Annotated in this window: 11 protein-coding genes; 2 read left to right on the top strand and 9 right to left on the bottom strand. The window is 27.9% G+C overall.

Translation table 11 applies throughout. The features are described from left to right. Positions 1-77: 77 nt before the first annotated feature. The 3 genes from IC174_RS04570 to IC174_RS04560 all read right to left on the bottom strand — a co-directional run bounded on the left by IC174_RS04570 (position 78) and on the right by IC174_RS04560 (position 3337). On the bottom strand, positions 78-530 hold the full coding sequence (locus IC174_RS04570) for a MarR family winged helix-turn-helix transcriptional regulator (protein WP_227434246.1): 453 nt from the start codon (positions 528-530) through the stop codon (positions 78-80). Positions 531-839: 309 nt separating this feature from the next. Next, the gene (gene purB / locus IC174_RS04565; RefSeq protein ID WP_227482258.1) at positions 840-2285 is read right to left on the bottom strand and encodes an adenylosuccinate lyase; all 1446 of its coding nucleotides are present in this window, start codon (positions 2283-2285) and stop codon (positions 840-842) included. A gap of 140 nt (positions 2286-2425) precedes the next feature. Beyond that, entirely contained in the window at positions 2426-3337 is a 912-nt protein-coding gene (locus tag IC174_RS04560) for a tyrosine-type recombinase/integrase (protein ID WP_227434244.1), read from the bottom strand. A gap of 255 nt (positions 3338-3592) precedes the next feature. Here IC174_RS04560 and IC174_RS04555 point away from each other — a divergent pair, with 255 nt between their 5' ends. Both IC174_RS04555 and lepB read left to right on the top strand, forming a co-directional pair. After that, positions 3593-4417: an undecaprenyl-diphosphate phosphatase gene (locus IC174_RS04555; protein WP_227434243.1), complete on the top strand. Its 825-nt coding sequence runs from the start codon at positions 3593-3595 to the stop codon at positions 4415-4417. Positions 4418-4456: 39 nt separating this feature from the next. After that, positions 4457-4987 (top strand): signal peptidase I, encoded by a 531-nt coding sequence (lepB, locus tag IC174_RS04550; RefSeq protein ID WP_227434242.1) that lies wholly within the window; start codon positions 4457-4459, stop codon positions 4985-4987. Between the two features lie 77 nt (positions 4988-5064). Here the strand turns inward: lepB and IC174_RS04545 are convergent, their stop codons facing one another. The 6 genes from IC174_RS04545 to recA all read right to left on the bottom strand — a co-directional run bounded on the left by IC174_RS04545 (position 5065) and on the right by recA (position 15578). Next, positions 5065-6852: a UvrD-helicase domain-containing protein gene (locus tag IC174_RS04545; RefSeq protein WP_227434241.1), complete on the bottom strand. Its 1788-nt coding sequence runs from the start codon at positions 6850-6852 to the stop codon at positions 5065-5067. Positions 6853-7205: 353 nt separating this feature from the next. Continuing rightward, a complete protein-coding gene (locus IC174_RS04540; protein ID WP_227482257.1) occupies positions 7206-9539 on the bottom strand; it encodes a diguanylate cyclase in 2334 nt (777 codons plus the stop codon). Positions 9540-9885: 346 nt separating this feature from the next. Beyond that, entirely contained in the window at positions 9886-10584 is a 699-nt protein-coding gene (locus tag IC174_RS04535) for a response regulator (RefSeq protein ID WP_227482256.1), read from the bottom strand. Between the two features lie 111 nt (positions 10585-10695). Next, positions 10696-12489: a histidine kinase gene (locus IC174_RS21335; protein ID WP_227434238.1), complete on the bottom strand. Its 1794-nt coding sequence runs from the start codon at positions 12487-12489 to the stop codon at positions 10696-10698. Between the two features lie 325 nt (positions 12490-12814). Continuing rightward, complete coding sequence (rny, locus tag IC174_RS04525) at positions 12815-14356, bottom strand: ribonuclease Y (protein ID WP_227434331.1); 1542 nt, start codon at positions 14354-14356, stop codon at positions 12815-12817. A 175-nt stretch (positions 14357-14531) separates the two neighbouring features. Next, positions 14532-15578: a recombinase RecA gene (recA, locus tag IC174_RS04520; protein WP_227434237.1), complete on the bottom strand. Its 1047-nt coding sequence runs from the start codon at positions 15576-15578 to the stop codon at positions 14532-14534. Positions 15579-15671: the final 93 nt, after the last annotated feature.

The raw sequence follows: 15671 nt of genomic DNA, 5'->3' as shown, positions 1-15671 counted from the left end.
TTTACTTTATGTAAATTTTATCAGATAAAAAGTCCCCTTTTCAACCAATATTTGAAAAGGGGATTTTTCATAGTTTTCTATCTAAATTCGTCTTTATTTAATATATATTGAAGAGTATTTATTGCTCCTAGATAGTTCTTTCTATCTTCTTCAGTTAGTCTAGAAAGCTTCTCTTCTAATCCATCACTCAATTTATCCATAAAATCAGAAGCTATCTTATCTCCTTCTTCTGTAATATCAATTAAATACTTTCTTCTATCAACTAAATCTCTTTTTCTTGTTACATATTTCTTTTCTGTTAAATCATCTACCATACTAGTTAGACTGCCTTTTTCTATATTTAATTTAGAGCATAAATCAGTCATGCTTATTACTCCATAATTTCTTATAAATACTAATGCTCTTAATTGTGTTTTATTTACATTATAGTCTGGTGCGAATTTTTTTAGGTCTTCTAAATATAAGCTAGAATAAATCTTCGGAAATGTTTTTACCAAAAAACTTATAGTATCTTTTACTACGTATTTCATACAATCACCTCAGTTGTTTTAAAATTTATTAAATTATCTAACTAACTTATTTCAGTTTACATTAAAAATATTGCAAGTACAATAGTTTTTAAATAATGATTAAATTTAATTAGTAATCTTATTGTTTTTCTTATTTTTAATAATATTTCTCTGATTAAATATTATTTATATAGCTATTTTATTAAATTCATGATATAGTAAATAAGGAAGAACTCTTCACAGCGGTGAAGAGCAGACGCTAGCCCATTAAAATGGCTATCTTATTTATAAATAAGATAGCCATTTTTAATTATATTTTATCTATAAAACTTACACTCTTAAATCCACATCTACTTTTCCTAAATCTTCTTTATAATCTTTTATAGCTGGTTCTACAACTTCATTTACAAATTCTACAACTTGTTCTGGAGCTCTACCTATAAAGTTTTTTGGGTCCATTATAGATAATATTTCTTCCTTACTCATTTTAAATGAATCATCATTCATTATAAGCTCAATTAAATTATTATCTTTACCTTCATGTTTAACTCTATAAGCAGCTTTCATAGAATATTCTCTTATTATCTCATGTAATTCCTGTCTATCTCCACCTCTTTTTACAGCTTCCATAAGTATTGTTTCTGTAGCCATAAAGGGAAGTTCTTCATTTACACGTTTATTTATCATATTTTCATATACTACTAACCCATCAGTTACATTTATACCTATTTCAAGTATAGCATCTGCTGCCATAAAAGCTTGAGGTATAGCTAATCTTTTATTGGCTGAGTCATCTAATGTTCTCTCTAACCATTGAGTAGCCTGTACCATTGCAGGGCTTATAGATTCAGATATTATATATTTAGATAAAGAAGCTATTCTTTCACTTCTCATTGGATTTCTTTTATAAGCCATTGCTGATGAACCTATTTGATTTTTTTCAAATGGCTCTTCTAATTCTTTTAGACTTTGTAAAAGTCTTATGTCATTAGTCATTTTATGCATACTTTGAGCTATTCCTGATAATACACTTATTACTTGATAGTCCAGCTTTCTAGTGTATGTTTGTCCACTTACTGCATAAGAAGAACTATATCCCATTTTGTTACAGATTTTCTTATCTAACTCTTTTACTTTTTCATGGTCTCCTTCAAATAAACTTAAAAAACTTGCTTGAGTCCCAGTAGTCCCTTTAACTCCTCTTAATTTCATATTGTCTATTCTATAATTTAAGTCTTCTAAATCAAGAATTAAATCTTGAGCCCACAAACAAGCTCTTTTCCCTACTGTTGTAAGTTGTGCTGCTTGAAAGTGCGTAAAACCAAGAGCTGGCATATCCTTATACTTAAGTGCAAATTCTTTTAAGTTGTTTATCAAATTTACAAGCTTTACTCTTAAAAGTTTTAGAGCTTCATTCATTTGTACAACATCTGTATTATCTCCAACATAAGCAGATGTTGCTCCTAAATGAATGATTCCTTTAGCTTTTTCACATTGTAAACCATACGCTTTTACATGAGACATTACATCATGTCTTACTTCTTTTTCTATTTTTCTAGCTTCATCAAAATTTATATTATCTATATTAGCTCTTAACTCATCTAATTGTTCTTCAGTTATATTGATTCCTAACTCATGCTCACCTTCAGCAAGAGCAACCCATAATCTTCTCCATGTAGAAAATTTAAATTGTGGAGAAAATATATAACTCATATCTTTACTACAGTATCTATCTGTAAGCGGATTTGAGTACGTAGTATATTTGTTATCTATCATTATATTAGCACCTTCCTTAAATCTTTTGTTGTATAGTTATTATGTACATATTAGTACATAAATAATTATATATAATTTTACGAACTATAACAAGGCTTTTTTATTTTTTGTTCATATTTATATAGATTATTTTTTATGTGCTAATATTTTTTATTTATATCTAGATTATCTTTTTCAATTAAATAATCCACAATCTCGCTATCAACAAAATTCAATACATATTTATACCTAATTGCATAGTATTTATCACTCCAGCCAAGTTGATTTTTTACGTCACTCTCATCTGCCCCAAGTCTTAAACTTATTGCTGCAAATGAATGTCTAAAGTCTCTTGCTGAATATTGAGAAAGTCCTGCTAAATCTAATGCTTTTTTTACTATCAATCTGACATTTCTATCTGTTATAGAATTGCTTTTTTGAGTTGTAAAAATAAAATCATCATTAGGTATTATTACTTCTGGAAGTCCAGAATAGTTTCTGTAGTCTTCTAAAAGCCTAAAAAAGTATGGATGTAACTTTACTACTCTCTCTTTTCTTCCCTTTCCTAGTCTAACATACGAGTTATCGTTTTCATCTACCATAAGGTCTTTCCACTTTAAGCTAACTAATTCATTTAATAAACACCCAGTAGTAACTAGACAGACTATTATCACTCTATCTCTTATATTCAGTTTTGGCAAAATACCTATAAGCTTATTTATTTCCTGTATGCTTAAAACATCATCCTTTGTCTTTATTCTAGTTACTGTTGGTTTTTCTACATGTCTAAATGGATTTATATCTATATATCCTTCTTTTTTTAAGAAGTTGTAAAAACTATGTAAATAACTATATATCTTTTCACAAGTTGATTTTGCATATTTGGTTTGTATATAGTCCACAAAATTTTTACAATCTTCTTTTGTTACATAAATTAATTCCTTTCCTTTTAGAAACTCTTTAAATAACATAACCTTTGATAAATAATCGTGTTTTGTATTTGGGTTTAATTTTGTAGAAAAAACATTAAAAGTTTCATACTCATAATCATCCAATATTTTCGTACTATACATAATAACTCCTTTCCTTTTCATAAAATAAAATAGTTATACTTTTACTATACCATATATTTCCCCCTCATATATACCCCTTATTCAATAGACAAGTTTCAAGTTTATGATTTTAAATTATGAAGGTTTTATGAAAATATCAATCTTCCATTGTGCACTACACAGTACTATGGTATTATAAGTTAGTAAAAGATGGCATATTTTATTAATCTTTGAATAAAATATGCTACTATAAATTTGTATTGGAGGTATTTAAATTTGGAAACATTTAGTTTGCTTGAAGTTTTTAAAGCAGTCATTTTGGGAATAGTTCAAGGAATTACAGAATGGCTACCAGTAAGTAGTACAGGGCATATGATATTAGTTGATGAATTTATAAAATTGAATTTTTCATCTACATTTATAAATACATTTTTAGTTGTAATTCAATTTGGTTCAATATTGGCTGTACTTGTTATATTTTTTAGGAAGTTAAATCCTTTTGATAGTGCAAAAAATACTAAACAAAAAAAAGAAACAGTTCGCTTATGGCTTAAGGTTATAATTGCAGTTATACCATCTGGAGTTATTGGTATACTGTTTGAGGATGATATAGACAGATTATTCTTCAATTCAACAGTAGTTGCAATTGCTCTTATTGTATATGGTATAATAATGATAGGACTTGAAAATAGAAATAAAAGACCAAAATATAAAGATTTTTCTCAAGTTACATATAAACTAGCTCTTTGTATAGGTTTATTCCAATGTCTAGCTCTTATTCCAGGTACATCTAGATCTGGTTCAACTATAATCGGTGCAGTATTACTTGGTACTTCTAGATACGTAGCAGCAGAATTTTCATTCTTCTTAGCTATTCCTACAATGCTTGGAGCTAGTGCATTAAAACTTTTAAAAGCTGGGTTTGGATTTACTGGATTTGAATGGCTTATTTTAGGTGTTGGCTCTGTAGTAGCTTTTATAGTTTCAATCGTAGTTATTAAGTTTTTTATGGATTATATCAAAAAACACGATTTCAAAGTCTTTGGCTATTATAGAATAATTTTGGGTATAGTTGTTCTTGGTTATTTCTTTTTATTCTAGAGTATTTTAATTTAATGACAAATGATAAGGAGAAAAATTATGAGTGTTAAAAAGGAAATATTTGATTGGATTAAGTCAATAGCCATGGCTATTGTACTTGCATTTGTAATATTACAATTTATAAGACCTTCTATTGTTAGTGGAGAATCAATGTATCCTACTTTAGATGATAAAGACTATCTAATTTTAAATAGAATATCATATAAAGTTGGTAAACCTGAAAAAGGTGATATTGTAGTTTTTAAAACTAATTTAGTTGATGGAGATACTGGAAAGAAAAAAGATTTAATAAAGAGAGTTATAGCTACTGAAGGTGACAGTATAAAAATATCAAATTCTAAAGTATATGTAAATGGCAAATTACTAACCGAACCATATATACATAATAATTATACTTCTGGAGATATAGACACAGTTGTTCCAGAAGGAAAGTTATTTGCAATGGGTGATAACAGAGAAAATAGTAATGATAGTAGATTCCCAGATGTAGGTATGGTTGATGAAGACGAAATTCTTGGTAAGGTTATGGTAAGGTTATTACCTTTTGATAATATTGGAAAAGTAAGTTAAAAAAATAAGAGACTGAGTTGGTAATATTTATTCTACACAATTCAGTCTCTTTTAATTTTTTGAATTCAAAATATATTTTATTCCCTATCTTCTTTTGATTCTGTAATAATTCTTATTATATCACTTGCATCTTCATTAAAGGTTGTTACTATACTTAGATAGTCAGTGGCCCTGCTCATAGCCAAATAAACCTTATTTAAATCACCTACAAAGTCATTTACTTGATAATCTTGCTCTGTATCATTTATTGTTTGATTATACAACATTTCTAACTCACATATTATTATCGCTTTATATTCTAAATTCTTTATTGTATATATATTTGCTATTGTCGTTCCTATCTTCTTACTTATGTTTGTTAAGTTATCTTCTGCACATATATAAGGAATTTGTGCTTCTTCTAATGCCTTTTTTAACATGTATTGAAAATAAATAGTTTTTCCACTTTTTAATTTCTTCTTATTATAAGGATATACAATAGCAACTTCAGAATAATCAAGACCTTTTTTGCTTATTAAATATTCGATTTCCCATATTACAGAACTTATTTGGTCATCTAAATCACTTACTTTTATTATATCAACCGACTTATTACCACCTCTAAGTGCTTTTGTATTAAAAAAAGTATTAAACTTTGTATTAGGTCTTAATTCATTAATATAAGCGTTAGAATTATTGGAAAAATTATTTGTAAAATCAACAATTTCTTTAGCTTGCCTATAATTTTTATTTAATATTATTTTATCATCAAACTCTATATTGCTGTATAGTTTCCTAAATATATTTAGTCTATTAAAGATATTTAAAGAGTTACAAGAATACACATTAAATATGAATTTTGTTTTATATAAAAACTCTCTTATAAAATCTATTTCATAATCTAAAAAACTTTCTGCTTCATCAATAAAAATCGCCTTAAACATATTTTTATTCTTTATAATGTTTTGTGCTTGCTTTACAAGATTATTAAATGTTTTTTCATAATCATTTTTTAACATATTATAGTCAATAATTAGATTATATTTTTTAGCTAATTTAAATATAAAGGAACTAAATGTATGAACTTCTAAATTGTTATTGTCTTTATATAATAATTCTATTCTTTCTCGAAGTTCATTACATAGTTGTTTTGTATGTGTAAATATTAGTAACTTATGATGTGGATATACTTTTGCCAGTTTTATAGCTCTAGAAAGCATATTTGCCGTTTTTCCTATACCAGAACCGCCTTCAATAAGTGTATTTCCATATTTAATAGAAATAGCATCTTTAATTTGAATTTCTTCCATCATAGTTGCTGTATACTTATAGTCATCATTATAGAAGGAAATTTTTTTAAATTTTTCGTTTAGGTGAAGTGTGTCATTTATTATATAGTATTCTGAACATATATCTAATAAAAATAAATTTAAATTTATTTCATCATTTTTTTCCTTAAGATATTCATCCAGTGAAGCACTAGCCATTATATCTTGAAGCTTATTTTTATCTATTATATTATTATTCACAAATTCTTCAAACTCATAAGCTTCGTCTACTTCAACATATGGCATAATGTAAACATAGTTATAGCTTATATTTCTATTCTTTTGTCCCATTTTTAGTTTCAAAAGCTCATATTCCTCATGCATAACTTCAAGTAACTCTTCTTCCAAAATAAAATATATGTCTTCTGTTGTATCCATAAATTTTATAAATAAAATTTTTCCATCTTTTACATACAACAAGTCAGTATTTATTCCTTTAAAAGGAGTAACTTTTGGCACTACTTTAACGTCCTTATTGATATTTTCGTAAAATACTTTCTCGAATTCTTTCAATTTCAGGGCGTCTAACTGAGAGTTTATATTTATGTATTGGCTCACTTATATTACCTCCTTCTGTTATAACTAATTATACCATTTTAAACTATATTTTTATATATACTTTTTATAGGCAAATTTCGTAAACAAATTCAAAATAAGTACAAATAAATACAAAACTATTAAAGAAAAATTGCAATAAGTATAGATATATATAAATATAAAATTCTTTATGATAAGCACTGACAAAATAAACTTCAGAATTATTTTTTTAAATAATAAATAAAATCTACTCTAAAAAGGTAAAATTTCTTTAACTAGTGACTTATATTACTTAATTATATAAAAATTAACGAACAAAAAATTTTAAAACCTGCTAAAAAATAATTCATTCATATTAGCAGGTTTTATTTAAATTATCTTCCTAAAAAAACATTAAAGTTTGATATATCTGTGTAAACTGCATAAAAAACAGGGTAACGATTTTGGTATAGTTCATTTACAAACTTACCTTGCATTCTCACAGGGAAATAGTGTCCATCTATATGACGGAAGTTAAAAATCACTTCAAAAGTTTCTCTCTTAGGTATTGCTTTATTCAGTGTATCAAGTACAACCTGTAAATCCTCTGGTAATATAGGTGAAAGTACATCAAAATCTTTGGATGAAACATTTCTAGCTGAATAACCAGTAAACTCAAGCATTTTTTGATTAAAGTAAAGTAGTTTCAAATTTTCCATACAAGCAAATTTTGCAATACCATCAGTAGACATCTCCAACAATAACTTTACATCTCTAGTGTCTATATTAAATGCTATACCATCAATAGAATCATCCCCAAAAATATGGAAAGAATTTTTTCCATGACCCTTTGTATAGTAAAGTGCTTGGTCTGCTTTTTCATAGAGTTCAGAATACTTACAGCCATGCTCAGGATATACTGCCACACCAATGCTACATGAAATAGAAAATTCTTCATGTTCAGCAAAACGTTTCTGGTTAATCTTAGAACAAAAACGCTCTAATTTATCCATAATTACATAATTACTGCTATTGAAATCTTTTATCAACACAACAAATTCATCTCCACCAATACGCCCAACAATATCATCTTCACGAAATTGAGACTTTAATTCTAATGCAAATTCACTTATAATAAAATCTCCAAATGCATGACCATATCTATCATTTACATTTTTGAAATCATCAATATCAAAAATCAGAAAAATATGTTCTGAATTTTGATTTTTATCACTTTTTAAAAATGTACTAATAAAGTCCTCTGTTACTCCCTTATTATAAAGACCAGTAAGAGAATCACGTTGTGAACGCTCAAGAAGCAGCAATTCTCTATTTTTTTCTTCATCTATATTTTCACGATAAGAAATCATACGAACAGATTCATCTGATGTCCAAAAGAAAATTCTAGCAGTAATCCTCATCCAATGATAATTTTCTTCATCTCTTTTAATTAAAAAGTCATAACTTATGTTATTGATTCCACTATTATAACACTTAAGAACATTTTCAGGTAAAAATATATCTAAATAACCTTGTGCATACTCTTCTTTAATTTGCCCTTTAGCAATTATATAGAGTGCTTCATCATATGGTGTGCTAAGACTTAAGCCAAACTCTTTAAAATATCGATTTGCATCTTCACAACCAGCTTTGTTATTAGTAACATCAATCTCAAAAATATTTTCATAGAGATCTTCAGTAGATTTACTCAATAACTTTTGATATTCTAATTTCTGAGAAGAGCTGAGATTAATTATTTGTTGCTTGTATTTCTTAAGCACACGTGTAATTGTAAAAAGTACAAACATTATAATTAAAATTATAATTGCAATCCCTTTTAAAAACTGTATTTGAAGTTGTCTACTCATTGTAGTCAAATCATTTTCCAAAACAAGATGCCATTTTAAACTTGGGATATACTGATATACAACATAACTTTTTAATTTTTCTGATGAATTCCAAAAACTATTCTGTTCTTTTTTATTGCTCAAGATTAAATCTTTTGAAGCAGATAAATTACTACTTTCGTCTTCAAATAAATTAACATGTTCATAGCCTGTTTCCTCAGATGATAATTGAACAAATCCTTTATCATCAATTAGACGTGCTACAACATCAAACTTTTCATCATATTCTTTAAGTAACATTTGTAATGAGTCAACTTTTAATCCAACCCCAATAATTCCCATAGTTGATCCATTATCATCTTTTATCTTACAATTTACAAATACAGTAATACTATTATTACTTGCCTCATCATTATCAACATTTAATGAATATTCTTCATCCTGTTTTAAAAAATCATAATACCACTGATTCTCTGAGTTGTCAGCACTAAGTGTCCTATCAAGTCCATTAAAATGATAATAATTATTTGTCTTGGTTGAAACTAAAAAAACAGAATCATAGGAATATTTATTTCTGTATGTATTTAAGTAATCCTGTAATTTATAAACAAAGTTCCTATCATTTATATATTCTTTCTCACTAGTTAAAAAATTTTTTAATAGACTATCATTGGCCATGGTAAGTGATACATTTATAGGTTGTGAAAGAAGTTTATCTATCTGATAATAAATACCTTCAGCAGCCAATGTAGATACGTGTTCAATATCATTTTTAAAAATATTAGTATTAGATTGGTACCCAATCACAGATGTAGCTATAAAACCAATAGTAATAATAACGCAAACAATAACATTTGTATGTAAAAGTGTATTTTTTTTCATCATGTATCCTCTCTTTCATCATCACTTTGGCTCATTGTATTCTCAACTTTTTAGTGCTTACAATATAATTAATTTTAATCAGCAAACTATCTCAAAAACTTAATTTTATTTCAAATATTAAATTTCATAAATCAACATTAATGCATAGATATTACATGTAAAAACATATAAATTGCTCATCTAAATCATTTTTAATAATATAAATCTATTATATAATTTTTATTTATTATTATATATTTTTAATATTCCTATAATATATTAATATAATCGATAATGCACATCCAAAGCACATCAACAAAACAAAAAACTTAAGAACTTCTGCTGTATAAAAACATATTATCTATCTTTAACAATTATAATTAAAAGTTTTTTGATACAGCATACCTGTAGTTAATTCTGCCCAACTGTAATTTGTCATGTATTCTCCAGCATATGTGTTAATTGCCATCATATCCCACCTTAACATATTATAATAATCACAATCAAATTTTGTAATATCTACTGCAAGGCTATTCCATTTTTTAATAACTACATATTCAATTTTTGCATCCTTTATGGTTTTCATCAGATGTGATATAACAGTTTGCGTTTGATTTTGCAAAGAACGATTGTATTCTTTGTCTTCCCAAAGTACTGCTGCAATTTCAGCAATAGTCACACTTGCTCCTTTCCTATCTACTAAATAAGCAAGTAATTCTTTTGATTTTGCTCTACTAAAAGTTAATGGCTTTTCATCTACAAATACCTCAAAGTTACCAAATGTATGAATAAATATATGGCTCTTATGGTTCAAAACAACAGGAGAACGTAAATTTTCTATTTCTTTCTGAATTCCTTCTATTGTAACAGGCTTTAGAAGATATCCACTGGCATGCATTGAAAATGCATCTAACGCATATTCTGAATAACCAGTTACAAAAATAATATTTATGTTTGGTAAAATTTCTTTTGCTAGACATGCAAACTCTAGTCCATTCATACCGTACATCTCAATGTCAAGAAATGCAATATCTACAAAATTTCTTTTTAAATACTCTAGCGCCAACTTAGGTTCATCAAAAGAGTAACTTTTTCAATACCAGAAATATATGTTAATTTTTCATTCAAATTTTTAAGAGCAATTTGCTCATCATCTACGACAATTATATTCATAATTTTACCCCTTTCTAATAGGAATGATTATTGTTGCTATTGTACCTTTTCCTATACCACTTTCTATATTTAGAATTCCATTACATTGTGTCTCTAATCGTCTTTTTACATTTTGAATACCAACATGGCTTTTTCCATCATTAACTCTTTCAAAGGGTTGGAAACCTACTCCATCATCTTTTATAACAATATAAATGTTATTTTCATCCTTGAATGTTGATACTATAATTGTTCCCCCTTCTTTTTGTTTTGTAACACCATGTCGTATCGCATTTTCAACAATTGGTTGTATAGTGAGAACAGGAATAAAAAAATCAGTAATTGTAAGCTCATAATGTATTTTTATACGCTCTCCAAAGCGTAATAACTCTATGTACAAATAATTTTTTAAATGAGCTAATTCTTTTTCAAATGGAATTAGCTTTTTTTGTGTAAGAGAATCCATATTTCCACGAAGATAAGAAGAAAATTTTTCTACTGCATGAACTGCCATGTTAGAATCATGTTTACACAAATATTGGATAGTGTTAAGTGCATTATATAAAAAATGAGGCTGTATTTGACTAAGCATTATAGAAATACGATTTTCCATCAATTCTCCCTCTAATCTCTGTTGAAACTTTTCCTTTCTCTTGATAGATAGCATCATATGCCCAATCTGTAATACAATAGTGGTTAGAAAACCTGTACAAAAAAATGGTAGACTTCTAATGTATATAGTATAATAATTTGCTATTTCTGCAATACCACCTATAGTTGCTGGTAGATAAGCAAACAAAGCAATCTTAGCATCAGATTCTCTGTATATAATAATTTCAATAACCAAGAACCCCATACCAAGTAATACAATTAGAATACAGATGCTATTTTGTAAAATCAGAAACTCATGCAAATCATAAATATGAAGTATTTGGAGAATAACACAAAGTAGTATGATAGTCATAATTAAATACACACATAAATTTATAACGTTCAATCTCCACTCAGTTAAGTAAGTAGACAAATAAAGTATACAAAAAGTTGGAAGTAAAAACTGCGACAGTAATTCCAAAATACTGACAAGAGTTGGAGATTGGATAATAAGAGTAAGTATATTAAAATCTGCTAAACACCAAATTCCTCCAAATATAGCAAAACATGATAACAAAAAAATCTGACGTGTTAGCTCACTTTTCAAAAAAAACAAAATGATACTTGCAATTAGACCAAATAAGCCAAAAGATATTGTTAACATAGTAAATATAAGACCAATCCTGTTTTCGTGGAGTATACTAACAATTAAATCGCCCTTGGAGCCAATCTGCATTTCATCAAAAAAACATACTAATTGTAATGCTCGCCCACTAGGGTACACTCGTTGTATATTTATCTCAACTAAATCGTCAACCGATATTCCATCAGATTTAAAACCTGTCCAAAGATGACCTGTAGACTTTGTTAGTGCATTTTCTCTACCTTCTTGTATGGAAAATACCTCTTTATTAGATACACGAATATCAACTTTTAGATGGCTGATATGTAGCAAAAGTGTCTCTCCAGCTGGAATATTTCTGCTAAAATGTCCACGCAAATAAATAGACTCTTTTCTTATATCATTCAATGAGTCAACATTGATAAACGGCTGAAGATTTTCAGAATTAGATGTTCTAAATTCTCCAATAAATGAAACTGGAATAAGATTGCTTCGAGGATTTGAATGTTTATCTGATTTAAAAGCACAAACAAACAACAGTATTACTGATAAAGTTAGTAATACTGGTAAATAATACATATACCATCTAGATGTTTTCTTTTCCACAATAGTTTCCTCCATAAAATATATGTATATCTTTTATATATTTGAATATATAAAAAAATTATATAACCTAAAAATATTTATTTAGATATAATAGATTATTTTATCACTTCATTATATCAAACAAACTTAAATAATTATACAAACAATGTGTATATAAGGATTAATTTTATTAATTCTTTATAATTAATATTTATCAGCCTTATAATTATTTCAAATTATATCATTTTATACCTTGAAAATTAAAAAGCCACAGGATAAATTATTAAATCCTGTGGCAAATCTAAATTTTTAAAAATATTTTTATTATCATTTAGATATTTATATTTTATTTTGCATATTCTATAGCTCTTGTTTCTCTTATTATACTTACTTTTATTTGTCCAGGATATTCAAGTTCATCCTCTATTTTCTTAGTCATATCTCTAGCTAATAAGTGTATTTCTTCATCATTTATAGCTTCTGGTTTTACCATTATTCTAATTTCTCTACCAGCTTGTATAGCAAATGATTTTTCTACACCTTCGTATGAATTAGCTATTTCTTCTAGTTTTTCAAGTCTCTTAATATAAGCTTCTAAAGTCTCTCTTCTAGCACCAGGTCTAGCAGCTGATATTGCATCTGCTGCTGTAACTAATACAGCTTCTACTGTTTGAGGTTCATAATCTCCATGATGTGTACTCATAGCATGTATAACTTCTTTAGATTCCTTATAACGTCTAAGTAAATCCATACCTATTTCAACATGTGTACCTTCCATTTCATGGTCTACAGCCTTACCTATATCATGTAACAAACCAGCTCTCTTAGCTAATCTAATATCTGCACCTATCTCAGCAGCCATTATACCAGCTATATGAGCAACTTCTATAGAATGTTTAAGAACATTTTGTCCATAACTAGTTCTATAATTAAGTCTACCTAATAATCTTATTAATTCTGGATGAATTCCATGTACACTAGTTTCAAATGCAGCTTGTTCACCATATTCTTTTATAATATTGTCAACTTCTTTTCTCGCTTTTTCAACCATTTCTTCAATTCTAGCTGGATGTATTCTTCCATCTGCTATTAACTTCTCTAGAGCAATTCTTGCAATTTCTCTTCTTATTGGATCAAATCCTGATAAAATTACTGCTTCTGGAGTGTCATCTATTATAAGGTCTATCCCTGTTAAAGTTTCTAGAGTCCTTATATTTCTACCTTCTCTACCTATTATTCTACCCTTCATTTCATCATTAGGTAAGCTTACTACTGTAACAGTAGTTTCAGCTACGTGATCTGCTGCACATTTTTGAATTGCATATCCTATAATTTCTCTTGATTTCTTATCAGCTTCTTCTTTAGCTTGACCTTCTATCTCTTTTATCATTATAGACATTTCACGTCTTACATCTCTCTCAGCATTTGTTAAAATAATTTCTTTAGCCTTATCAGATGTAATTCCTGATATGCTTTCTAATTTTTCCAATTGTTGAGTTTTTATTACTTCAACTTCTTCTTCTTTCTTTTCAACTGTCTTTAATTTTTCACTTAAATTTACTTCTTTAGATTCTAAATTTTGTAATTTTCTATCTAAGACTTCTTCTTTTTGTACTACTCTTTTTTCATACTTTTGTACTTCTGTTCTTCTTTCTTTGTTTTCTCTTTCAGCTTCTGTTCTCCATTTATGGATCTCTTCTTTAGCTTCTAATAACTTTTCTTTCTGTACTGTTTCTGAGTCGTGGTGTGCTTTATCTATTATTTCTTTGGCCAAGTTTTCAGCTTGTCCAATTTTTGCTTCAGATATATTTTTTCTAACAAAATATCCAGCTATAATACCAACAGCTGCACCTATTACAATCATTACTACACTATCTATGACATCCACCTCCTTCGTTAATAATCCCAAAATGTCATCACTATGATTAAAAAATATTCCTAATAATTAAAATTAAATTTAGATATTTTATCCTCACTTAATTTTATAATTTTTTCAACATTGTGTCAAGCTAATAGGGAGCGTGGTATGTCCTTATTTAATAGTTATTTTTTTATATTTTCACTTATTTTTCAACAACTTCTTCTGATACCAAAGTACCGGCTTCTTCACTAACCTCATTTAAATTGTAAAATGTTCTAACTTTTTCATCTATTTCATTAGTTAAATCCATATTATCCTCTAGGAATTTTTTTACATTTTCTCTTCCTTGTCCAAGTTTAGTGTCATTGTAACTATACCATGAGCCTGATTTTTTAACTATATCTATGTCAGCAGCTATATCTAAAAGATCTCCAATTTTTGATATACCTTCTCCATACATTATATCAAATTCAGATTGTTTAAATGGTGGTGCTACTTTGTTTTTAACAACCTTAACTCTTGTTCTGCTTCCTATAACCTTGTCACCTTGTTTTATTGTGTCTATTTTTCTAACATCCAATCTAACAGATGAATAGAACTTTAATGCACGTCCTCCAGTAGTCGTTTCTGGATTTCCAAACATTATTCCTACTTTCTCTCTTAATTGGTTTATAAATATAGCAACACAATTTGATTTTTTAATCGAACCAGTTAATTTTCTAAGTGCTTGAGACATAAGTCTAGCTTGTAAACCTACATGAGAATCACCCATATCTCCGTCTATTTCTGCTTTTGGAACCAATGCTGCAACTGAATCTATTACTATTATATCAATTGCACCACTTCTTATTAATGCCTCTGCTATTTCTAAGGCTTGCTCTCCTGTATCTGGTTGAGATATGATTAGATTATCAACATCCACACCCAATGCTTTTGCATATACTGGGTCAAGCGCATGTTCAGCATCTATAAATGCAGCTATTCCTCCATTTTTTTGAGCTGATGCTACACAACTAAGTGCAACAGTCGTCTTACCAGAAGATTCAGGACCATATATTTCAACTATTCTCCCTCTAGGTAGACCTCCTATACCAATAGCTATATCTAAACCAATTGCTCCTGTTGATATAACATCTATAGACATAGACGTTGCTTCTCCCAATTTCATTACTGAACCTTTACCAAAATCTTTTTCAATTTTACCTAAAGCTTCATTCAACGCTTTTAATTTTTCTTGATCTACACTCATCTCTATACCATCCCTTCATTTATCTACAAACATTTGTTCTCTTGTTATATATTAATTATATAACATAAATCAAACCTAGTCAATTTAAAAACG

This window comes from Clostridioides sp. ES-S-0001-03 (assembly GCF_020676075.1).
Taxonomy (GTDB): domain Bacteria; phylum Bacillota; class Clostridia; order Peptostreptococcales; family Peptostreptococcaceae; genus Clostridioides.
Note: the sequence above shows the minus strand (reverse complement) of the source record. Positions and strands in the feature narration are given on the sequence as shown.

Coding starts and splice junctions, on each gene's coding strand:
- IC174_RS04570 (WP_227434246.1), bottom strand. CDS start 530: ATGAAATACGTAGTAAAAGATACTATAAGTTTTTTGGTAAAAACATTT.
- purB (WP_227482258.1), bottom strand. CDS start 2,285: ATGATAGATAACAAATATACTACGTACTCAAATCCGCTTACAGATAGA.
- IC174_RS04560 (WP_227434244.1), bottom strand. CDS start 3,337: ATGTATAGTACGAAAATATTGGATGATTATGAGTATGAAACTTTTAAT.
- lepB (WP_227434242.1), top strand. CDS start 4,457: ATGAGTGTTAAAAAGGAAATATTTGATTGGATTAAGTCAATAGCCATG.
- IC174_RS04540 (WP_227482257.1), bottom strand. CDS start 9,539: ATGAAAAAAAATACACTTTTACATACAAATGTTATTGTTTGCGTTATT.
- recA (WP_227434237.1), bottom strand. CDS start 15,578: ATGAGTGTAGATCAAGAAAAATTAAAAGCGTTGAATGAAGCTTTAGGT.